This is a genomic window from Ruegeria sp. ANG-R, assembly GCF_000813985.1.
Classification (GTDB): domain Bacteria; phylum Pseudomonadota; class Alphaproteobacteria; order Rhodobacterales; family Rhodobacteraceae; genus Ruegeria.
This window is the reverse complement of sequence record NZ_JWLJ01000001.1, coordinates 588,142-609,849: the sequence shown is the minus strand read 5'-3', so window position 1 is coordinate 609,849 and position 21,708 is coordinate 588,142. Positions and strand designations below refer to the sequence as shown.

19 protein-coding genes and 1 riboswitch are annotated in these 21,708 nt (G+C 60.7%); of the genes, 8 read left to right on the top strand and 11 right to left on the bottom strand.

Going from position 1 to position 21,708, the window contains the following annotated elements; all coding sequences use genetic code 11:
* Positions 1-33: 33 nt before the first annotated feature.
* From glyS to RA27_RS03045, 4 genes are read right to left on the bottom strand one after another with little or no spacing between them, the layout of a single operon-like run.
* Positions 34-2,253, bottom strand: coding sequence for a glycine--tRNA ligase subunit beta (glyS, locus tag RA27_RS03060; protein ID WP_039534867.1), 2,220 nt, complete (start codon positions 2,251-2,253; stop codon positions 34-36).
* Positions 2,254-2,262: 9 nt separating this feature from the next.
* The gene (gene gltS, locus RA27_RS03055; protein WP_039536887.1) at positions 2,263-3,471 is read right to left on the bottom strand and encodes a sodium/glutamate symporter; all 1,209 of its coding nucleotides are present in this window, start codon (positions 3,469-3,471) and stop codon (positions 2,263-2,265) included.
* A gap of 5 nt (positions 3,472-3,476) precedes the next feature.
* The gene (locus tag RA27_RS03050; RefSeq protein ID WP_039534865.1) at positions 3,477-3,998 is read right to left on the bottom strand and encodes a DUF6446 family protein; all 522 of its coding nucleotides are present in this window, start codon (positions 3,996-3,998) and stop codon (positions 3,477-3,479) included.
* Positions 3,999-4,035: 37 nt separating this feature from the next.
* Entirely contained in the window at positions 4,036-4,965 is a 930-nt protein-coding gene (locus RA27_RS03045; RefSeq protein WP_039534863.1) for a glycine--tRNA ligase subunit alpha, read from the bottom strand.
* Positions 4,966-5,170: 205 nt separating this feature from the next.
* On the opposite strand from RA27_RS03045, the gene RA27_RS03040 reads away from it, so the two are divergent.
* On the top strand, positions 5,171-6,910 hold the full coding sequence (locus tag RA27_RS03040) for a serine protease (RefSeq protein ID WP_039534861.1): 1,740 nt from the start codon (positions 5,171-5,173) through the stop codon (positions 6,908-6,910).
* A gap of 51 nt (positions 6,911-6,961) precedes the next feature.
* Here RA27_RS03040 and RA27_RS03035 read toward each other — a convergent pair whose 3' ends face one another.
* Positions 6,962-8,536 carry a thiamine pyrophosphate-binding protein gene (locus tag RA27_RS03035; protein ID WP_039534859.1) on the bottom strand — a complete coding sequence of 525 codons (1,575 nt, stop codon included), beginning with the start codon at positions 8,534-8,536 and terminating at the stop codon, positions 6,962-6,964.
* Entirely contained in the window at positions 8,536-9,984 is a 1,449-nt protein-coding gene (locus RA27_RS03030; RefSeq protein ID WP_039534857.1) for a TrkH family potassium uptake protein, read from the bottom strand. The genes RA27_RS03035 and RA27_RS03030 overlap by 1 nt, the downstream gene beginning before the upstream one ends.
* On the opposite strand from RA27_RS03030, the gene RA27_RS23060 reads away from it, so the two are divergent.
* Entirely contained in the window at positions 9,983-10,687 is a 705-nt protein-coding gene (locus tag RA27_RS23060; protein ID WP_052265154.1) for a hypothetical protein, read from the top strand. The two genes, RA27_RS03030 and RA27_RS23060, sit on opposite strands and share 2 nt — an antisense overlap.
* Positions 10,688-11,014: 327 nt before the next feature.
* Here RA27_RS23060 and folE2 read toward each other — a convergent pair whose 3' ends face one another.
* Both folE2 and metZ read right to left on the bottom strand, forming a co-directional pair.
* The gene (gene folE2 / locus RA27_RS03020) at positions 11,015-12,118 is read right to left on the bottom strand and encodes a GTP cyclohydrolase FolE2 (RefSeq protein ID WP_039534854.1); all 1,104 of its coding nucleotides are present in this window, start codon (positions 12,116-12,118) and stop codon (positions 11,015-11,017) included.
* A gap of 182 nt (positions 12,119-12,300) precedes the next feature.
* The gene (metZ, locus tag RA27_RS03015) at positions 12,301-13,491 is read right to left on the bottom strand and encodes an O-succinylhomoserine sulfhydrylase (protein WP_039534852.1); all 1,191 of its coding nucleotides are present in this window, start codon (positions 13,489-13,491) and stop codon (positions 12,301-12,303) included.
* Between the two features lie 62 nt (positions 13,492-13,553).
* Positions 13,554-13,631: riboswitch (SAM riboswitch) on the bottom strand.
* Positions 13,632-13,761: 130 nt separating this feature from the next.
* Here metZ and RA27_RS03010 point away from each other — a divergent pair.
* Positions 13,762-14,451, top strand: coding sequence for a glutathione S-transferase N-terminal domain-containing protein (locus RA27_RS03010; RefSeq protein WP_039534850.1), 690 nt, complete (start codon positions 13,762-13,764; stop codon positions 14,449-14,451).
* 40 nt (positions 14,452-14,491) lie between these two features.
* On the opposite strand, the gene RA27_RS03005 is transcribed toward RA27_RS03010, so the two are convergent.
* Positions 14,492-15,436 (bottom strand): hypothetical protein, encoded by a 945-nt coding sequence (locus RA27_RS03005; RefSeq protein ID WP_152610639.1) that lies wholly within the window; start codon positions 15,434-15,436, stop codon positions 14,492-14,494.
* Positions 15,437-15,785: 349 nt separating this feature from the next.
* On the opposite strand from RA27_RS03005, the gene RA27_RS03000 reads away from it, so the two are divergent.
* Positions 15,786-16,109, top strand: a complete 324-nt coding sequence (locus tag RA27_RS03000) for a 2Fe-2S iron-sulfur cluster-binding protein (protein WP_039534845.1) — start codon at positions 15,786-15,788, stop codon at positions 16,107-16,109.
* On the top strand, positions 16,109-16,900 hold the full coding sequence (locus tag RA27_RS02995) for a VCBS repeat-containing protein (RefSeq protein ID WP_152610638.1): 792 nt from the start codon (positions 16,109-16,111) through the stop codon (positions 16,898-16,900). Before RA27_RS03000 ends, RA27_RS02995 begins: the two co-directional genes overlap by 1 nt.
* A gap of 106 nt (positions 16,901-17,006) precedes the next feature.
* Here the strand turns inward: RA27_RS02995 and purD are convergent, their stop codons facing one another.
* On the bottom strand, positions 17,007-18,269 hold the full coding sequence (gene purD, locus RA27_RS02990; RefSeq protein WP_039534843.1) for a phosphoribosylamine--glycine ligase: 1,263 nt from the start codon (positions 18,267-18,269) through the stop codon (positions 17,007-17,009).
* 74 nt (positions 18,270-18,343) lie between these two features.
* On the opposite strand from purD, the gene xseA reads away from it, so the two are divergent.
* Together xseA and RA27_RS02980 are read left to right on the top strand one after the other, a co-directional pair.
* Positions 18,344-19,828: an exodeoxyribonuclease VII large subunit gene (gene xseA / locus RA27_RS02985; RefSeq protein WP_039534841.1), complete on the top strand. Its 1,485-nt coding sequence runs from the start codon at positions 18,344-18,346 to the stop codon at positions 19,826-19,828.
* 3 nt (positions 19,829-19,831) lie between these two features.
* Positions 19,832-20,506 carry a glutathione S-transferase family protein gene (locus RA27_RS02980; RefSeq protein WP_039534839.1) on the top strand — a complete coding sequence of 225 codons (675 nt, stop codon included), beginning with the start codon at positions 19,832-19,834 and terminating at the stop codon, positions 20,504-20,506.
* Here RA27_RS02980 and RA27_RS02975 read toward each other — a convergent pair.
* Positions 20,482-20,865, bottom strand: coding sequence for a hypothetical protein (locus tag RA27_RS02975; protein WP_241483999.1), 384 nt, complete (start codon positions 20,863-20,865; stop codon positions 20,482-20,484). The genes RA27_RS02980 and RA27_RS02975 overlap by 25 nt on opposite strands.
* Here RA27_RS02975 and RA27_RS02970 point away from each other — a divergent pair.
* Entirely contained in the window at positions 20,864-21,664 is an 801-nt protein-coding gene (locus RA27_RS02970) for a lysoplasmalogenase (RefSeq protein ID WP_343294144.1), read from the top strand. The two genes, RA27_RS02975 and RA27_RS02970, sit on opposite strands and share 2 nt — an antisense overlap.
* Positions 21,665-21,708 lie beyond the last annotated feature (44 nt).

Sequence of the window (21,708 nt, the reverse complement as noted above, 5' to 3'; positions counted from 1 at the left end):
AGCATAAGCCCCTGCGCCCTTGGCGCAAGGGCGTTATCCCTCGATACGGGTCAGATCGGCCACGCTTGAGCAGACCTTGCGGATCTGGCTGAGCAGGTTCAGGCGGTTGCGGCGCAGGATGTCATTGTCGGTGTTGACCTGCACGTCCTCAAAGAACGCATCCACCGGCCCGCGCAGTTCGGCCATTGCCGCCATGGCTGTCGGAAAATCCTCGGCCTTCAGCGCCGGATCGATCTTGGCATCTGCCGCGTCAAGCGCTGCAAACAGCGCCTTTTCGCTGTCGGTCTCGGCAAATTTCACATCCGCGCCATAGGAGTATTCAACCCCATCCTTCTCTTCCGCCTGAGACAGAATGTTGTTGGCTCGCTTGAACCCCTGCACGAGGTTTTCCCCATCCTCGGTCGCAATAACCGCGTTTAGAGCACGGGCGCGCTTGACCAACAGGTTGAGGTCGTCATTCCCCTCCATCGCGATACAGGCGTCGATGATGTCGTGGCGGATGCCCTCTTCACGGAGGAAGACCTTGAGGCGGTCGTGGAAGAAGGACATAAGATTTTCAATCAACCCTGCTTCGTCTGCTTGCGCGCCAGCTCCGAGGCGCAAACGGTTTCCAATCTCCGTCGCCTCAATTGCAAGTTCTGTGAAACGCCTTGAATTAACTTCGTTTTCGCTAACGCTGCCGCTCGCGTTCAAATGTCGTTGCTCCGCCATATTGGCGTGTACGCGAGCAAATCGAAGAGGATTCAGCAACCGTTCCCCTAACCTGAGCACGACTCCATTTTCGAGAGTCAGCCGAATAACCCCCAACGCCGCACGGCGCAGCGCAAAGGGGTCTTTCGACCCGGTGGGCTTCTCATCAATCGCCCAGAACCCGGTCAATGTATCCAGCTTGTCGGCCAGCGCCACGGTAACGGACAGCGGCGCGGTCGGCACGTCATCCGACGGCCCAAGCGGCGAGTAATGCTCTTGTGCCACGGCGGCCACGGCAGCGTCTTCGCCTGCCGCTTCAATGTAATAACGCCCCATAAGCCCCTGAAGTTCGGGGAATTCATAGACCATCTCGGAACTCAGATCAGCCTTGGCCAGACGCGCGGCTTTCTCGGCCTGATCTGCATCCGCACCGACCACCGGGGCCAGTTCGCGGGCCAGTGCGGCGATGCGGTCGATGCGCTCGGCCTGCGTGCCCAGCTTGTTGTGGAAGGTCACATTCTCCAACGCGCGGGTCCATTGGGCGATGTCCGATTTGGCGACGCGCAGGTCATTCTCCCAGAAGAATTTCGCATCGGCCAGACGCGCCGACAGAACTTTCTGGTTCCCCGCCAGTATGGTCGCGCCATTGTCGGCGGTTTCGCGGTTGGCGACTGTGATGAAGCGTTCGATCCGGCCGGTTCTGGGGTTCCTCACGGAAAAGAACTTCTGGTGTTCTTTCATCGACGTTTGCAGAACCTCGGGCGGCAGTTCGAGGAATTCTTCGTCGATCTGCCCCATCAGCACAACGGGCCATTCGACCAGACCGGCAACCTCAGCCAGCAGACTCTTGTCGTCGACAACTTCCAGACCTGCGGCAAAAGCCATGTTCTGGGCATCGTTCCAGATATGCTCGGCACGCTCTTCGGGCGAGAGCACCACAAAGGCGCGTTTCAGCTTGGCGGCGTAATCCTCGAACGAGGTCACGGCAAACCGGTCTGGAGCCATGAAACGATGGCCCGCAGTCGTATCACCGGATGTGATCCCCTCGACCTCAAGCGGCACCACCTGCGCGCCCGCCTCATCGCTCAGGATGCACAGGATCGAATGCAGCGGGCGGACCCAGCGCATCTGGCCCGCGCCCCAACGCATCGACTTGGGCCACGGGAAGTTGCGGATCGTCGCCTCAAGCACTTCGGCCACGATCTTGGCTGCCGGACGACCGGGTTTTTCGATGGTGGCGAAATAGACCGCGCCTTTGGGCGTGTCGCGCTCTTCCAACTGATCTCGGGTTAGGCCCGCGCCGCGTAAAAAACCTTCGATGGCTTTGTCCGGCGCGCCGACCTTGGGGCCCTTGCGTTCTTCGCGGATGGTGGGGCTTTCGGCCAACAGCCCCTCAACCGCCAGCGTCAGACGGCGGGGCGTGGTGAGCGCAGCGGCCCCGGCATAGGTCAGACCGGCCTCGACCAGACCATCGGTGATCCGCTTTTTCAGATCCTCACCGGCGCGGGCTTGCATCCGCGCGGGGATCTCTTCGGAGAACAGTTCGATCAGCAGGTCGGGCATGGTCGGTCCTTAGAAATTCACAATCGTCTGAATGACGATGGCGTTGGCGATATCCACAAAGAAGGCGGATACAAGGGGGAGCACGATAAAGGCAATAGGCGACGGGCCATATCGCTTGGTCACAGCGGTCATATTTGCGATGGCGGTCGGGGTCGCGCCCAGCGCAAAGCCCCCGAACCCGGCGGACAGAACGGCGGCGCGATAGTTCGAGCCCATCATCGGGAACAGAACCCAGAGAACGAAGGCGACCGCAAACAGGGTTTGCGCTGTCATGATCACCGCGATTGCGAGGCCCAGTTCGGCGATTGTCCAAAGTTGAAGGCTCATCAGTGACATCGCCAGAAAGGCGCCAAGAGCGAATTCCGAGATCAGCGCCAGCGAGGGCGTGCGCGACACGGGTGGCGCATTCGGGGCAATCATTGCGCGCAGGTTGGCGATCACGATCCCCATGATCAGGCAGGGTACAAACAGCGGCAGCTTGAGCCCGGCGGCACTGATCGCCTCACTCAACACGTAGCCCGAGATGATCGCCAGATTCAGATGCAAAAGCACGCGCATGACCGTCAGATGATCGATACCGGATTTCTGGTCGGCCTCATTGGGCAAGCCCACCGTGTGTTCTTCTTCAGGCCGGTCGGGGCCAAGCTTGCGCCCCTCGATCAGCAGCCGCGCGATGGGTCCCCCGACCAGAGCGGCCAGCACAAGGCCCAATGTGGCCACAGCAACGCCAAGTTCGGTCGCACCACCCAGCCCCGTGGCCTGCGCAACCTCGGGTGCCCAGGCAATCGCGGTCCCGTGCCCGCCGATCAGCGCAGCCGAGCCGAACAGGACCCCGGCCTGAGCGGGATAACCGAACAGCGTCGCCCCGGCAGCTCCGATGACATTCTGCGCGACAATGGTCAGGAGCGTTAAAATCAAAAGCAACAGCAATGGCTTGCCGCCCGCAATTAAATCAGACAGGCGGGCGTTCAGACCGATACCCGCAAAGAACAGCACCAACAGGAAATCGCGCGCGGTCAGGCCAAAAGACAACTCAACCCCGAACACCAGATACAGAGCCAGTACCACCAGCGACGCCAGAAGCCCTCCGGTTACCGGCTCGGGGATGTTAAAGCTGCGCAGGGGCGCGACACGGGCGTTGATCTCGGCCCCCAGCAGATAGACCGCAAAGCCCAGCGTCGCAGTCAGGAAATCCGGGATCTCGACAACCGTGCCCATTTGCGTCAGTTCTCGGGTCGGGGCGGGCATTCCTCGCCCACGACCGTCCCGTCATAGGCCTTTTCGCCGCAATTGTTCAGCGCGTGCCAGACATAGCCCTTGCCGTCCTGAGTCACCGCCACAATACGGTCGACGCCATAGTGGATGTTCTTGGCGCCCATGAACGCCTGCGCCTGCCCCGATTTCAGCGCTCCGGCCAGAGCGACCGCATCGTAACAGTCGAACCACCCCGGCGCGGTCAGCGGCTCCGGGTTTTCGACCGCGACGAACCCGGTCATCTGATCGGGCGTCAGATCGGTTTCGAAACAGGCCCTGTAGCGGATCGGAGAGCTGTCGGCGTCAATCGCCTGAAACGCCGTATAGGCGATGGGTTCGGGGGTCGCACCCCCCTGCCTCAGCAGGGCCACATCCCGATCAGGGATTGGCTCGACCTCATAGTAAAACCCATAAATCTGCAGGTAATACATGCCGACACCCGCCGCGACGGCGCAGACAACCAGCAGAATAGCCAGCAATTTTCCGGTCATGCGTCACGCCTCCGTCTCATAACAGCGCTTACGGCGATCACGCGACGTGGCCCGCCGCCTCGGTCAGCACGAACGCGTCGGCGCATTGCTTGGCCAGCGCCCGAACCCGTCCGATATAGGCCTGCCGTTCGGTCACCGAGATCACCCCCCGCGCATCCAACAGGTTGAAGATATGCGATGCCTTGATGCACTGATCATAAGCCGGGTGCGCCATGATAATGCGTTTGCCGGTTTTTGGATCGTCATGTTCCTGCGCCAGAATGGCGGCGCATTCAGCCTCGGCCTCTTGGAAGTGGCGCAGCAGAACCTCGGTATTGGCTACGTCAAAGTTCCAGCGGGCGTATTCCTCTTCGGTTTGCTTGAAGATATCGCCATAGGTTAGCGGGCTGGGTGACTGAGGGTCATTGAACGGCATGTCCATCACGTGATCGACGCCCAGCACATACATCGCCAACCGCTCCAGACCATAGGTCAACTCGCCCGAGACAGGCGCGCAGTCATGCCCGCCGACCTGCTGGAAGTAGGTGAACTGGCTGACTTCCATACCGTCACACCAGACCTCCCAGCCCAGCCCCCAGGCACCAAGCGTCGGGCTCTCCCAGTCATCCTCGACAAAGCGGATGTCGTGCAGCTCCATATCGATGCCGATGGCCTGCAACGAACCCAGATAAAGCTCCTGCAGATCCGGCGGGCTGGGTTTGATCAGCACCTGATACTGATAGTAATGCTGCAACCGGTTCGGGTTTTCACCATAGCGCCCGTCGGTCGGACGGCGCGACGGCTGCACATAGGCCGCTGCCCAAGCCTTGGACCCCAAAGCGCGCAGAGTGGTCGCGGGGTGGAAAGTCCCAGCCCCAACTTCCATGTCGTAGGGCTGCAATATCGCGCAACCCTTTGAGGCCCAATAGGTCTGAAGCCGCAGGATGATCTCCTGAAACGAACGTGGTGCGCTGGACGGTTCGGTCATGACATTCCCTCTGGGCGCCCATGCGCCCGGTTCCGGTGGGTTCGGTCCTTCCTATGCAAGGGGCCGTTGGGCGTCAACGGGCCATTGGGCCACTCTGTCACTGCGCAGCCACACCCAGAATTCCCCGTATTCCGGGCATGGCAATCACAGGTCGATTCCGCGTAATCTGCGCCAAAGTGAAAACACTGCATAACACGGGCAGACAATGACACGCGTATTTACGGTTACTCTATTCTTTTTCCTCTTCGGCCTGCGCGCCGCCTTCGCCCAGCAAGACCTTGGCGTCTGGGTTCAGATCGAGGCACAGCCCTCACTGCGCGAGGCGCAGGAACGGGCACAAGCCTACGCGAACGCTTTGCCGGACGTGAACGGATTTCGTCTGGACAGTGGCTGGTATGCCATTGTTATCGGGCCATATTTGCGTGACGATGCCGAACAGGTTTTGCGCGTCTACCGCGCCGAACGTCAGATACCAACGGACAGTTTTATCGCCTTCTCCAGCGCTCTGGGGCAGCAGTTCTGGCCGGTCGGCGTCAATATCCTCGACCGGGGTCTGATCAACGCGCCTGTCCAACCGGAACCGCAACCACAACAACCACAGGCCGGATTGACCCCGCAAGCCTCCGACGAAACCCGCTCGCAGGCGCTGCAGGGTGAACGCCTGCTGACGGCGCAGGAACGCAAGGACTTGCAAACCGCACTGCAGGCCGCAGGCTTCTACAACTCGACCATTGACGGTGCGTTCGGTCAGGGCACCCGCCGGTCGATGAGCGACTGGCAGAGGTTCAACGGGTTCGAAGCAACTGGCGTATTGACGACGTTACAGCGGAAAGCCCTGCTGGATGACTACAACGCACCGCTGATCAGCGTCGGGATGGAGCGGTACTCTGACCCGCAAGCCGGGATCGAACTGGACATGCCGCAGGGCGTCCTGGGTTTTGACCGCTACGAGGCGCCTTTCGCCCATTTCAAACCGACATCCGATCTGGGTGCCAAAGCGCTGCTGATCTCACAGGAAGGTTCACCCGCCACGCTGCGCGCGTTGTATCAGGTGATGCAATCGCTTGAGATCATCCCGCTCGAAGGCGAGCGCGCACTGCGCGGCAACAGCTTCACCATCGAAGGGCGCGGTGACGGGATTGTTTCGTTCACGCAGGCTGCGCTGAAGGAAGGCAAGATCAAAGGCTTCACGCTGGTCTGGCCCCAGGGCGACGAGGCGCGCCGCGCCCGGGTTCTCGCGGCGATGCGCGCCAGTTTCACCACCACCGACGCCGTGCTGGATGCCGGTGCCGGGGCGGATGCGGAACAGCGCATCGATCTGATCTCGGGCCTGCAAATCCGCAAACCGCGCCTGTCGCGATCCGGCTTCTTCGCTGATGCCAGCGGGGCGGTCCTGACCGTAGCCGAGGCTGCAGACGGCTGTACCCGCATCACGCTGGATGGCGATCAGGAGGTACAGGTTGCGTGGCAGGATGCCGATCTCGGCGTCGCTGTCCTGCGCCCCAGCCAAACGCTGGCGCCAATCAGCGTCGCCGAATTCCGTGCGGACCAGCCGCGCATCCAGTCTCAGGTCGCCGTGTCGGGCTTTTCCTACCAAGGCGCGCTGGGTGCCCCAACCCTGACCTTCGGCGAGATTGCCGACATTCGCGGCCTGAACGGTGAGGATGGCGTCAAACGCCTTGCCCTTGCGGCCCAGCCGGGTGATGCGGGCGGGCCCGTGTTTGATGACAGCGGCAGCGTCGTTGGCATGTTGCTGCCTACGCCTTCGGACGGGCGCACCCTGCCCGACGCAGTCAGTCTGGCAGCCAATGTCGGGCGCCTGACCGAGGTGCTGAGCAAAGCGGGCATCTCGGGCCAACCTGCGCAGGCGTCGGCCCGGATTTCACCGAATGAACTGAGCCGCCGCGCCAACGGAATGACCGTTCTGGTGCACTGCTGGGACTGAGTCACCAGATAGAAAGGCGCCGCATTCAGCTGTGGCGCCTTTTTCATGGGTTCACAGGATATCCGGCGTGACGCGGATCAGCGTTGGCCCTGCGGCCCTGAACGCGGAACGCACGGCCGCCTGCATCTCATCCAGAGTTTCCGGTGCCGCCGACCGCGCCCCGAAAGCCTCGGCCAGTCTGCAGAAATCCGGATTGCGTGCGATCACAGCATTGGGTGCAATCTGACCCCGTACCATGCTGTCCTCGATCTCTTTCAGCTTGCCGTTGTCCCACAGGATGATGGGCAGCGACAGGCCAAGCTCTACCGCAACCCCAAGCTCTTGCATCGTGTAGTGGAACCCGTAGTCGCCCGCGATCACCGCTGTCGGCTTACCCCCTCGCGCCACCGCGCCTCCGATCCCGGCAGGCAGGGCATAGCCCAGCGTGCCAAACCCGGTCGGGTGATGCCAGTGATAGGGGAAGGCCATGTCCCAGACCTCTTTCGAGGCATATGCAAACTGGGTCATATCCGAATAGATCATCGTGTCCACCGGCATCGCGGCCCGCAACGCATCGATCACCGGAACAATCCCCGGGCGCTCAGCATCCACCTCGGCCCGCCAGCGCACGCGGGCGTTGCGCACTTCTTCCGCGGACCAGCCGGTGGCCGGTTTCACCCCTTCGGTTGCAGTCCACAACGCACGGGCAAAGCCCTCGCCATCTGCCTGCAATTTGACTGCGGCGCGGTGGTGATCCGACAGGACCTGCGGGTCCAGATCGACGCGTACCATCGTCGCGGTATGGCCCAGATCACGCCGCCACAGATCAACCTCGCCCAGTTCGGCCCCGACGACCACGACCAGATCCGCCGAGGCGATCACCTCGGCACTGCCCGGTCGCGGCAGCGTCGACCCGAAATCAAGCGGATAGTCAGCCCCGGGCAGACCCCGCCCTGCATAGGTCGTGAAACATGCCGCCCCCAGCTGCATCAATATCTGCCGCCACAGGTTCGACCGGCACCCGCCCCCCAGAATGAACAAGGGTCGTTGCGCGATATTGAGAAGTGACAGGACTGGCGCCACATCCGGCGGCAATGTCTTGTTGCGCAGCGCAGGCTGGTTCGGGAAGGGCGCGGGCACCGCCTCGGCCTCCAACTGCGCGATAGGGACCTGAATGTGCTTGGGGCGCGGGCGCGAAAGCTCAAACTCTTCGAAAGCGCGCTCAATCAATCCGTAAGCCGCCTGCGCATCGTTTGCCTGACAGGACCAGTCGGTTACCGTCTCAGCCGCTGCGCGCTGATCCTTCATCTGGTGCAGCTGCCCGCGTTGGGCCTGCACATCGTCCAGACAGGAGGATAGCACCAGCAGCGGCACGGAATCCGAATAGGCCTGCCCCATCGGCGTCATGATGTTACACAGGCCCGGGCCGGTGATCACATAGGCGACCCCCGGCTTGCCCGAGGCACGGGCATAGCCATCCGCCATGAACCCCGCCCCCTGCTCATGGCGGGCCAGAATATGAGTGATCCCGGCCTCTTCGATGCCGCGATACATTTCCTGATTATGAACACCGGGAATACCAAAGATCACATCGACGCCACGATCCCTCAGCATGTGCGAGATTTGCGCCCCCAGGGGTCGTTTCATCAGCCTCTCCAGAATTGAACGGTAAAGATCGCGTAGACGGCCAGCAGTTCAAGTCTGCCGACCAGCATCCCGATGATCAGCAGCCACTTGGCGCCGTCATTCAGGCCCGCGAAGTTGCCTGCCGGTCCGATCTGATCGCCCAGCCCCGGCCCCACATTGGCCAGCGCCGTCGCGGCCCCGGACACGGATGTGATAAAATCCAGCCCGGTCAAGGCCAGCGCCCATGACAAGACGCCCAGCGACAGCGCGAAGAACATGAAATAGCTCATGACCGAGGTCAAAACGTCCCGCCCGATCGCCCGCCCGTCATAGCGCGGCATAAACACCCCATGGGGCGAGCGGATGCGTCGGATTTGCGTCTTGATCGAAGCAAAAAGCAGCTGGTACCGGAATATCTTGATCGAACATGCGGTCGAGCCCGCGCAGCCTCCGATCAGGCCGATCAAAAAGAACAGCATGATCGGGAAGCTGCCCCAGCCCATATAGTCGACACTGGCATAGCCCGTGCCCGAAATGATCGAGGTGATATTGAACAGCGATTCGCGAAACGCCTGTTCCCAATGATGCGGGAAGACCGAGGTCAGAAACACCGACATGATCACCACCAACACCGCAATGGTTCCCAGAAAGGCGCGTATCTGGCTGTCTTTCCAAAGCGAATTGGTCGTGCCGTTGGCGAACTGCACGTAGCGCACAAAGGGCAGCGCGGCCAAGATCATGAAGACCGAGGCCGCATACTCGGCCGGTCCTGAGAAGGTTCCGAACGAGGCGTCGTAGTTGGAGAACCCGCCCGTGGACAATGTGGTCAACGCATGTACGACCGCATCGAAAAAACCCATTCCAAGCCCGGCATAGACTAGGGCGCAAACGACGGTCAGAAACACGTAGATCAGCGAAATCTGCCCTGCGATCTCCTGCGCGCGGGGCAGGATTTTTCCCATCGTCTCGAACCCTTCCGAGCGGAAGATCTGCATCCCGCCGACGCGCAGTTCGGGCAGGAACACCATGGCGACGACGATGATGCCGATGCCACCCAGCCACTGCAGCACACCGCGCCACAGCAGCAAGCCCTGAGGCAGCTCGTCGAGCCCGGAAATCACCGTCGAGCCCGTTGTTGTCAGGCCTGACATGGCCTCGAAATAGGCGTCGACAAAGCGCAGTTCGGTCGCCCCGAACAGGAACGGGATGGCGCCGAATACCGGCAGCGCCAGCCAGACACCCGAGGTCAGCAAAAAGGTCTGACGGATGGTCAGACCTTCCCCGACCCCGTTCGAGCAGCTCATCGCCAGGACACTGCCGGTCAGAAGCGTGATGACCGCACTTTCAAAGAAAACGTGCCACTCGCCCCGCCCTTCGATCAGGTCGGCAAGCATCGGCAGCAGCATGGTCGCCCCTAGAATGGCGACCAGCAGGCCAATCACATATCCGACAGGGCGAAGATCCATCATGACGGGCAGCGTTGGCGCGCCTGCCCGACGGTGTCAAGCCGATGATCCGTGTTACGTGTCGGATTTTGTCTTTGTTGCAGGCATCGCTGGCGGTTTGGACGGCGCCCGTGCGCGGCGTGGTTCGGGTTTGGCCTGCCCGGTGGATGCGGTGGCGGTCGCCTTCTGTGGCTCAGCTTTTGCTGGTGCAGGCTTGGACGAGGCCGCTTTGGCAGTGACCGGTTTCGGCGCTGCGGCCTTGACCGGAGCGGCTTTGGGCGCCGCGGGTTTGGCCGGGGCCGGCTGTACGGCTTTTGCGGCCGGCTTGGGTGCCGTCACCGGCTTTGGCGCGCCCGAAGAGGTTTTCGCCTTGGTCGCGGGCTCTGGTTTCACCGCCGCAACAGCTTTAGGCCCGGTCGCGATGGGTTTGACCGGGACCTTTGCCGGAGTCGCCTTGGGCGTAGGCTTGATCGCAGGCGCGGCTGTGCCAACAGCAGGTTTCGCCTTCGCCGCTGTTTTGGGTTTCGGGGCCGCTTTGGGTCGCGCAGCAACCGCCTTTGGTCTGGAGGCAGGTTTGGCACGGTTCGCTACCGCCGGTTTCGACGGAGCGGCCTTGCGGGCTGCGGGCGCATCGGTCGTGGTCAGCCCCTGCAGCGGTGCCATCGGCAATTCAAACGCCGCACGGGTCATGATCTGCATGATCTCCAGTTGGCTGACCACCGCGTAGCCCGCCATACGGATCGCCGCTGCCTGAAACTCAAGCGGTTGAGAAATCGGATTCATTGCATGTCTCTCCTGATAAAACGGATGCAGCAAAGAAAGACCCCCCGCCCGCCCCAATCGTCCGGACGGGTTTGCAGGCTCGCGGTCCAAAGCGTCGCACGTTCCGGCTTCCTTTCGGGCTGCACCCCCGCATGTCGGGCGCGCAGCAGCTGCACACTGGCACAGTCTAGCCCAAATCATGACGCAGATGCAGCATTAGCTGCTGCATTGCGGCAATAAAGCGCCAATTCGAAAAATTTGATCGTATTTCCAGCAGTTTCCGTTGGGTCAATCAGCCAATATGGAACAGAGTCGTAAACAAACGCGGGTCCAAACTGGCAGATTCGAAGGTGGGTCCTTCGGTCAGAATCGATACGGCATCATGGCTGTGCAGGCTTTCCTGATGGCTTGCGATCACGCGGAAGTCCCCGACGTGATGATCGGCGTGAAGCTCGGCACAGAACAGACGCGCGGCATCCTCGACAAAAATCGGGTTGGCGGCGTTCAATTCGGCAAAAGCCTGTTCATCCTCGCGCTTGACCATCACCTGCGTCTCGGTCGGCACCGCTCGACGACACAGCGCGATCAGATCCTCAAACCACAGACAATCCGCATTGCAGTCCACAACCACCGAAATCCGCGCCACCGAGCGCTGAGAGTGCGGAGTCGCCAACTGCCCGCGCGTAGCACGCGCATGTTCGCTAAGTTCCAGCGAACAGGGGCAGGTGGAAGAATAGACGTAATCCAGATGCATGATCTTAAGGCGCTCACCGCCCTGCTCGACCAGTTCCAGCGCGATATCGTAGTACTGATACCCTGACAGGCCCGAGCGCAGGCTCTCGATCCGGTCGGGGTACGAGAACCGCATCTGGATACGAGCATCCAGACTGTCCAGATCGGACATATAGTCGTCCAGCGCTGCCTCCATCACCTCAAAGCTGAAGGTCCGCTCGGAATGTTTGTAGAACGACCGCATGATCCGGGACATGTTGATGCCCTTTTTCCCGGCCTCAAGACTGACCGAACCGGTCACCGAGGTCTCGAGCGTCAGGTCCACACCGTCCTTGCGGTGGAACCGGATCGGCAGGCGGAAATTCGAGATGCCCACATGCTGAATCTGCCGCTGCGCCCCCCGGATCAGGCTGGACGGGCCATTTTGGAGATCAGGCAAGGTCGCCTTATAGGCCGCATCGGCCTCGAACCCTTCGGGGTATTCACGCGACAGGGCCGGATAGTTCGTCGGCATCAGGCCCGGCACAAGCTGCACGATGGCCGGATCAAGCTGACTGATTTCCGCAGCCGAGGCGGTTTTCGCCCACGCCCGCAGAACCTTAAGCGCGGCAGCAGCCTGATCGTGATCGGGTGTGTCGTCAATATCGCGCGGATGAATGTTCATTGGCACGGGTCCCTTGCTAGGCCGACGGACTATATACGACCGGGGTTGAATTACCAGTCCGCAGAGATACGCGCGGGATACCATCCCGGATTAAAATTAAATGCGGAAAACCGTCACTTTTCAACCGAAAGCGCCCGATCAGGCGGATCAGGGCCGCCTGACCATGGGTCATCCCGGCGACGTTACCCCTGCGACGCCGCCAGCGCCTGTTTGATGTCGGCCAGCAGATCATCCGCATCTTCAAGCCCCAGCGACAGCCGGATCAGGCCGGGAGTGATGCCCAGTTCATCCCGCTGATCCTCGCTCAGGCGCTGATGCGTCGTTGTGGCCGGGTGCGTCGCAATCGACTTGGCGTCGCCCAGATTGTTCGAGATCACCGGGATCGTCAGCGCGTTCAGGAACGCAAACGCCCCCGCCTTGCCGCCCTTGATATCCAGCGACAGCACGGTGCCGCCCTTGCCGCCCAGTTGATCCTGCACCAGCGCGTTCTGTGGGTGGGTTTTAAGGCCGGGATAGAGCGTCCGCTCCAACGCCGGATGACCCTCCAGCGCTTCAGCGATCTTCTGCGCGCTGTCGGCCTGCGCATTCACGCGCAACGCCATGGTCTCAAGACCTTTGACCATGATCCATGCGCTGAACGGGCTGAGCGCCCCGCCGGTATGTTTCATGTAGGGTTCAACCGTGCCCCGGATAAAATCCTTGGTGCCGATAATCACACCGCCCAGTGCACGCCCCTGCCCGTCGATATGCTTGGTTGCCGAATAAACAACCACATCCGCACCCTGCTCGATCGCGCGCGAGAAAACAGGCGTTGAAAAAACGTTATCCACGACCACAACGGCGCCAACCGCGTGAGCCAGCTTCGAAACAGATGTGATATCAATCACTTCCAGCGTCGGGTTCGACATGGATTCGAAAAACACCGCCTTGGTGTCGGGCCGGATCGCAGCCTCCCACGCGTCCAGATCAGTGCCGTCCACAAACGTCACCTCAACACCATACCGTGTCAGGATATTTTCGAGGATATACAGGCACGATCCGAACAACGCCTTGGCCGAAACCACATGATCCCCCGCCTGCAGCATCGAGGTCAGCGCACCGTTCACAGCCGCCATGCCCGAGGCGGCCGCAAAGGCGTCCTCGCCCCCTTCCAGCGCCGCAATACGCTGTTCGAACATTGACACGGTCGGGTTGCCGTAGCGGGCATAGATGAACTCATCCGGGCCACTCTCGATAAATCGGGCCTCGGCCTGTTCGGCATTCTCGTAAACAAAGCCTTGCGTCAGAAAGATCGCCTCGGAGACCTCGTTGTATTGGCTGCGACGGATGCCGCCATGGACGGCTTGGGTGCGCTTGTTCCAGCTTTCGCTCATGTCATTCCTTTCAGCCCCGCATTGGAGGCAAACAAAAAACCCCAGACGCGGCCAAGCGAAAGGGGTCTTTCATCCTGACCTTTTAGCGGTGTTGTTTAACGTGGCCCGCAATCCGGTAACAAATCGCCACTTACCGAGGATGCCTTTACGCCCCGTCCCGGAACACGTCAAGCCCGGCCCATCGCAGGTCACGCTTTCGTCACACGCCTGCGCGCCCTCTTGCCGAACGCGCCGAAACGATCATGATCCATTGCAAACGAAGGAGGTAACATGATTGATCTGTATTTCTGGCCCACACCCAACGGCTGGAAAGCCTCCATCGCCTTGGAAGAGATGGCGCTGCCCTACACCACCCATCTGATCAACATCGGCAAGGGCGACCAGTTCGATCCCGAGTTTCTAAAGATCTCTCCCAACAACCGTATGCCCGCCATTGTCGACCCGGATGGCCCGGATGGCGCACCGGTGTCGGTTTTCGAAAGCGGCGCAATCCTGATGTACCTCGCCCGCAAGACCGGGCGCTTTTATGGCAAGACCGAGCGTGACCGGATCGCGGTCGAGGAATGGCTGATGTGGCAGATGGGCGGCGTCGGCCCGATGGCCGGTCAGGCGCATCATTTCCTGAAATACGCGCCTCGGCTGAACCCGCCGCAGGACCTGCCCTACCCGAAAGACCGCTATCGCGCGGAAGTCGGTCGTCTGTATGGCGTTCTGGATCGCCGGCTGGCAGAAAACGAGTATGTCGCGGGCGATTTCTATTCCATCGCCGACATATCGATCTGGGGGTGGGCCAGTCTGTGGGAAGGGCAGCAACAGGTGTTGGAAGACAAACCCCATTTCACCCGCTGGCTGGACATGATGGGCGCCCGTCCCGGAGTGCGGGCCGGGCGCGCATTACATGCAGAACTAAGGGGGGATCATCAGGACAAGCAGTCTCAGGGGTTTTTGTTCAAGAGGTGAGTGCTGCGTTGTGAGCAACGCGTCTCTGCGCCTGTCCTTGCTATCCGGGATTGTGACTGCCGCTGTCACCCTTTCTATTCTCGAAATAGCGCGCAAGATCATACATTGGACTGCGATAGGGCATATCTCTGATGCAGGCAGAGTTCTCACCTTGCGCTGTCATCAGATGGGACAACAGGTGATCCGAACCGAAATCCTGTATCCAAAAACCAATACTCTCAAATAGGTTGGATTCGTTTTTCTGCGTCACTGTCGTGCACACCGAACGGCCTTTCTTTTGCTCGACATTCAGTTCCTGAAGCTCGTACCTGATATCACCATCGATCTCACATCCGGACATGATGAGTTGAAAACACTCACCCTCCTCTACAATGCGGGTACGCACCGTCATGACCTCGGTAGCGGGCAAATAGGTCCCTGGGTCGAAGGTGTTTATTTCGAACGAAGTTGTAAAAAAACCATCCGCATCGGCAAGCCCCGTTGCACTAAAACCATCATCGGAATCCGGTTTCATTCGCAAGATTTCAAATGTCTCATCAGCTGACAACGGCACAGAGACACGGGATTTGTCGCGCATAAACTGCGAAGGGATCGCAAACAGAACGAACATGGTCAGGTAAAGACCCAACCAGAGAAAAATAGCGCCGAATATGACGATGAAGAGCGTCCACAGCATCGCCATAACACCATCATCACTGGACATGTATTCTGGCAGAGTTTCCAAAGGTGACAGGAACATGAGAAGCAGCCCGAGCACCAGTGCCGCGCAAACTGTCTCCCACCACACCCGTGGATAAACAACAACGAGGCCTGTCGTTATTGCCAAACAGGCTGCCGCAACACCCGTCCGTGCGATGATGTTGCTCAACAAATCTGCACGGCCAAAGAGAAGCTCACCAGCGAGCCATCCGGAAAACATGATGACCAGACATGTTACCAAAAGCCTTCTCAATCGAAAAACACGGTATAAATACTTATTCTGCATTCACTTACCCATTTTTGATGGCACACTCCTACACAATCAGGGCGAGAAAATGACGCGAACAACAATCCTGGCGTTCTGCTCAGTGTGCCTGCCCGACGGATGCAGCACCCAACGACGGGTCAGATCGCTGCAACGCAGGTCGCTCCTGGATATGCCGTTCGGGCAGACGAGAATCGTCTGGTTCGATAGGCCTTGGCGGCAATTCTCCGGGCCAACCGGTGCGGAGGGAATAGGCAGGCAAACCGCGCGATGGCTCACAGGCGGCATAATAAGTCGCAATTCCTACTGGAAACGCCTAACTCCCTTGACTAAGGAAGAATCCGACAATCGCAAAAGGAAGACGCACGCAATGGCAAAGATCACCTATGTCGAGCATGGCGGTACCGAACACACAGTCGAGGTCGCCAACGGACTGACAGTCATGGAAGGAGCCCGTGACAACAACATTCCCGGCATCGAGGCCGATTGCGGCGGGGCCTGCGCCTGCTCGACCTGCCATGTTTACATCCACCCCGACTGGGTCGAAAAAATCCCGGCCAAGGATGATATGGAAGAAGACATGCTTGACTTCGCCTACGAGCCTGACCCCGCCCGCTCGCGACTGACCTGCCAGATCAAGGTCACCGATGCGCTGGATGGTCTGGTTGTTCAGATGCCGGAAAAACAAATCTGATGCCCCCCAAGGCGCCGCGTCGGCCCGTTCGCCTGTGGCGAAGTCCGGGACGCGGCGCGGCTCTGATGTTGTGCGCGTGGCTGGCGGGCACCTCGCCTGCGGCCAGCGCCGATACTATAGTCTCTGCCCGGTTCACCGAACCCACTGCGCGATACGCCCACGGCGTTCTGGGGGATGCCATCGAATACGGCGCACTGGAACTCAGCGTCGAGCATACACCCTCAGATCAAACATCGCCTGCTGCCGGCACGATTCTTCGCTCGGTTGTAACGATCCGCTTGCCCGATGACCGCGTCTTCGAGGACCTTTCCCCTCGCGTGGCGGACGTGGATCAGGATGGGCTGCCCGAGGTCATAGTTGTGGAAACGCACCAGCAAACCGGTGCGCAATTGGCGATCTATGACGCCATCGGCCATAAAATCGCCGCCACGCCCCATATCGGTACACGCTTTCGCTGGCTCGCTCCGGTCGGCGCTGCCGACCTGGATGGAGATGGTCATGTCGAAATAGCCTATGTCGACCGTCCCCACCTCGCAAAAACCCTGCGCATCTGGCGCTTCCGAAACGGTGCCCTGACTGAAATAGCCACCCTGCCCGGCCTGACCAACCACCGGATCGGAGAGGATTTCATCTCCGGCGGCCTGCGGAATTGCGATTCGGGCCCGGAACTCATCCTCGCCAGCGCGGACTGGTCGCGGATCATCAGCGTCTCATACGACAAGCGCTGGACGCTGAATGACCTCGGCCCCGTAATCGGCCCTCAGCACCTGACTATGGCACTAAAATGCTGATCCGCCCTTCATCTGGCAGAAAATATCCTGGGGGTGAGGCCGCAGGCCGAGGGGGCAAAGCTCCCTGCACCCCAACAATCGAGACGGGCTCGGCCCGGCCATCAGGTTACAGCGCACGCCATCCGATGTCGCGGCGGTAAAAACCACCCGGCCAATCGACCGCTTCGACTGCCGCATAGGCCCGATCCCGCGCGTCCTGTAACGTGTCTCCGCGCGCGGTCACGTTAAGCACACGACCGCCGGTGGCCTGAATTTTGCCGTCAGCCGCCTTGGTTCCCGCATGAAACACCATGTTGCGGCTATCCTCGGCCAATCCCTCCAGCCCTTCGATCACGCTGCCTTTTTCATAGGGCCCGGGGTACCCCTTCGCCGCCATCACGACCGTAAGTGCATGGTCGTCGGCCCAGTTCACGCGCGTTTCACCCAGCCGACCCTCGGCAGCGGCATGCATCAGATCCATTGCCTGAGCGCCCAGCCGCATCATCAGCACCTGACATTCCGGATCGCCGAAACGCACGTTGTACTCTACCAGCCTGGGTTGACCATCCCTGATCATCAGCCCTGCATACAGCACACCTTGAAACGGCGTTCCGCGCCGCTTCATCTCAGCCACTGTCGGGCGCACGATCTGATCCATCGCAAGGGCTTCAATCTCGGCGCTCAACACCGGGGCCGGAGAATAGGCCCCCATTCCGCCCGTGTTCAGCCCGGTATCGCCCTCGCCCACACGCTTATGGTCCTGCGCGGTGCCAATCGACAGAATGTCCTCACCATCGCAGAGCACGAACAGCGACGCCTCCTCGCCCTCCATGAATTCCTCGATCACAACTTCAGCACCAGCGCCACCAAAGGCACCCCCGAACATGTCATCAATCGCGTCCAGCGCGGTTTGCGCATCCATCGCCACGATCACACCTTTGCCAGCGGCCAGACCATCGGCCTTGACCACGATCGGAGCGCCCTGCGCGCGGATATAATCCTTGGCTGGCTCGGCCTCGGTGAACCGGGCATAAGCGGCTGTCGGTGCCCCCGATGCGTCACAGATTTCCTTGGTAAAACTTTTCGAGGCCTCCAGCCGCGCTGCTGCTGCAGACGGACCAAAGACCAGCACTCCAGCTTCGCGCAAACGATCAGCAACCCCTGCCGCCAAAGGCGCCTCAGGGCCGACGATTACGAAATCAATCGCGTTTTCCTCGGCAAAACTGACCACCGCGCCGCCATTCTCGATGTCGAGGGCGGCACACTCTGCGATCTGCGCAATCCCGGCGTTTCCCGGCGCCACGATCAGCCGGTCACATTTCGGGTTCTGCATCACCGCCCAGGCCAGGCTATGCTCGCGTCCACCGCTGCCGAGAATGAGGATATTCATGAAACGCTCCGATCTGCTTGGCCTTGCCTGCGCGGCGTTCTAAGCTGCGCAGGCATTTGACACAAGGCGCTGAAATGTCCGACCTGCTTGATGACCCGATCCCGGGCCAAAATACCCCCGAATATACCGTCTCGGACATTTCGGGTGAGGTGAAACGCACGCTTGAAGGCACCTTTGGCCGAATCCGTGTACGCGGCGAGGTTGGGCGCGTGTTCAAGGCGCGTTCGGGGCATCTCTACTACGACATCAAGGACGACCGAAACGTGCTGGCCTGCACCACGTGGAAAGGGCAGATTTCGGGTTTGTCGGTTGTTCCCGAAGAGGGCCTCGAGGTCGTCGTCACCGGACGTCTCACCGCTTTTGGCGCACAGTCGAAATACAATCTGAACGTCGATGAGGTCGCAGTCGCCGGCCAGGGCGCGCTGATGGCGCTGCTGGAAAAGCGCAAAAAGCAGCTCGAATCCGAAGGTCTGTTTGCGCCTGAACGCAAGAAACCCCTGCCTTATCTGCCGCAAATCATCGGTGTGGTCACCTCGCCCTCCGGTGCGGTGATCCGCGACATCCTGCATCGCTTGCGTGACCGTTTCCCGCGCAAGGTGCTGATCTGGCCGGTCGCTGTGCAAGGCGCAAACTGCGCGCCCGAGGTCAGCCGCGCCATCGAAGGCTTCAACAAACTGACCCCGGGCGGAGCCCTGCCGCGCCCCGACCTGATCATCGTCGCCCGCGGAGGCGGTTCGATCGAAGACCTGTGGGGTTTCAACGAAGAAAGCGTCGCGCGTGCCGTAGCGGCCTCTGATATCCCGCTGATCTCGGCCGTGGGGCACGAGACCGACACCACCCTGATCGACTATGTCTCGGACCGCCGCGCGCCCACACCAACCGCTGCTGCTGAACTCGCCGTTCCGGTTCGCATGGAATTGCTGGCATGGACCAACGAGCAAGGTGCCCGCCTGTCCCGCGCCGCAACCGATGCCGTGCAACGACGCAGCCAGCGCCTGCGCGACCTGTCCCGCGCCCTACCGCGCCCCGACACGTTGCTGGAAAGCCCGCGCCAAAGGCTCGATCAAATCTCAGAGCGTTTGCCCAATGCGCTGATCCGGGGTGTTCAGAACCGCCGCGTCAAGCTGCTGGACAGTGCGGCCCGCCTGCGCCCCTCGACCCTTCGCAGCTTTGTCGCTACCCGGCGTGACCGCTGGCGCAACCTGTCCTCACGCCTGTCCCTGCGCCCGATCCAGCGAGAACTGCAAACCCGGCATGAGACACTGAACCGCCTGACGGAGCGCCTGAACGCCGCCCAGGCCGCAAGGCTGGATCGCCTGCGCCAGCAGATGGACGCCACCGACCGCCTTCGCGAAACCCTCAGCTACAAGGCAACGCTCGGGCGCGGTTATGCCGTCATACGTGCCGAAGGAGAGGTCATCACAACCAAATCTCAGGCCGCCAGCCACACCGTCCTTGAAATCGAATTCGCCGATGGCTCGCTGAAAACCGGAGCGCCCGGAAAGGCGCCGACAAAAAAAACCAAACAGAACCCACCCGATCAGGGATCGCTGTTCTGACCGATGCTTACGATCTGGGGGCGTAAGACATCATCCAACGTCCAGGCGCTGATGTGGTGCGTGGGTGAGTTGGATCTTGACTACCAGCGTCACGATCTGGGCCATCGGTTCGGCGGGCTGGACAGCGCCGGGTTTAAGGCTCTGAACCCGAACCGAACCATCCCCGTCCTTCAGGATGGCGACAACGCCCCGCTTTGGGAAACCGGGGCAATCCTGCGCTATCTCGCCGCCCAATACGGCGACAGGGCCTTCTGGCCATCGGATGCCGTTCAGCGCGCCGAGGTCGACAAATGGGCCGAGTGGGCGAAACTCAACATCGCCATGGCGTTTACTGTACCGGTTTTCTGGCAACTGGTTCGAACACCGTCCACGCAGCGCGATGAAACATCGATCCGGCAGGCCGTCGCCGAGGTCGAAGACAAGCTGACACTTGCAGACGCACAACTTGGCCAGACGGCTTACCTCTCGGGTAACGACTTCACCCTGGCGGACATACAATTCGGCCATGTCCTGTACCGCTACTACGACATCGATATTGAACGCGCGCCGTTGCCCAATGTCCGCCGTTACTACGAATCACTGACCGACAGGCCGGCATTTCAACGCCATGTCATGATCGGCTATGAAGAGTTGCGGCCAACTGAAACCTGCCCTCAGACCCCGACATCCGGCCCGTAACAGAGCATCTCTTCCCCGATATCCTCGGCCTCATACAGCTCCGTTGCCGTCGGATCGCCCTCAAACTGAGCTATCAATCCACCACCGGACTGTGTGAACACCCAGCATTGCGGGTCCAGCCGGTCCTCGTACAGGAAGCAAATCTGCTCTTCGTACTCGTACCAGACCCCTTCCATGCAGTCGCCATCCAGAAACGACCAGATCACGCGGCGGTTGGGAAGATACCGCTCGACCCCATAGACCTGCCCGTCAGAGCCATAGAACAAGGTCTTTCCACGCGTATAGACATCGAATTCAGCGCCGGACAGAGGCGACTGCGCCGCAGCGGGTTGTACGGCAAACATCAGCAGAATCATCATGGCCCTGAACATGTCCATATTCTGTCAGATGCAGCCCTCATGCGCCATTCAACCTTTCCGCATCCCGCGCCTCGACAGTTTAACTCTACGTCACGGCTTGATGCACAGCCGCGATCTTGGCGATGATCGAAAGACACAGCAGGAACATCAGGAACGAAGCATGACGACACTCCTCTTCTGGGCCGCAGCGGCCTGCGCGCTGGCCTACCTGCCGCTGACAGCGCACCAGGCCAGCACGCCGCGCAGCGTATTGAAAACCGCTTCGGTCGCCCTGCTTGCAGTCATTGCGATGCTGGCAAGCGGCCCTTGGCTGCTGCTCCTCGCCCTCATCCTCTGCGCGACCGGCGACGCCCTGCTGTCGCGCGAAACCGATGCTACCTTCATGGCCGGCATAGGTGCATTTGCCGCCGGGCATCTAGCCTATATCGCGCTGTTCCTGACCCACCCCGGCAGTGACCCGGCCCTGATCTTCGATCAGCCCGTAATCTTCTGGTCCCTCATCGTGCTGGGCATCGTCATGGCAACCCTCCTCGCCCCCCGCGCCGGAGACCTGAAGGGGCCTGTGCTCGCCTATATCCCGATCATTCTGGGTATGGGCATTTCCGTTCTTGCGCTGCCAGACATCGGAGCGCTGCGCTGGGCCCTGCCCGCCGCGATGGCCTTCATCGCCTCGGACCTGATCCTCGCGACCGAAAAGTTCCTGCTCGCCGCCGATCACCGGGCCCTGAAGTTCACCCCATACATGGTCTGGCCGCTCTACTGGGGTGCGCAGGCCGGATTCCTGATCGCCTTCACCTGACCCTTTGCAACTGCCGCCAATCCGCATTAGGTGAGGGAAACACC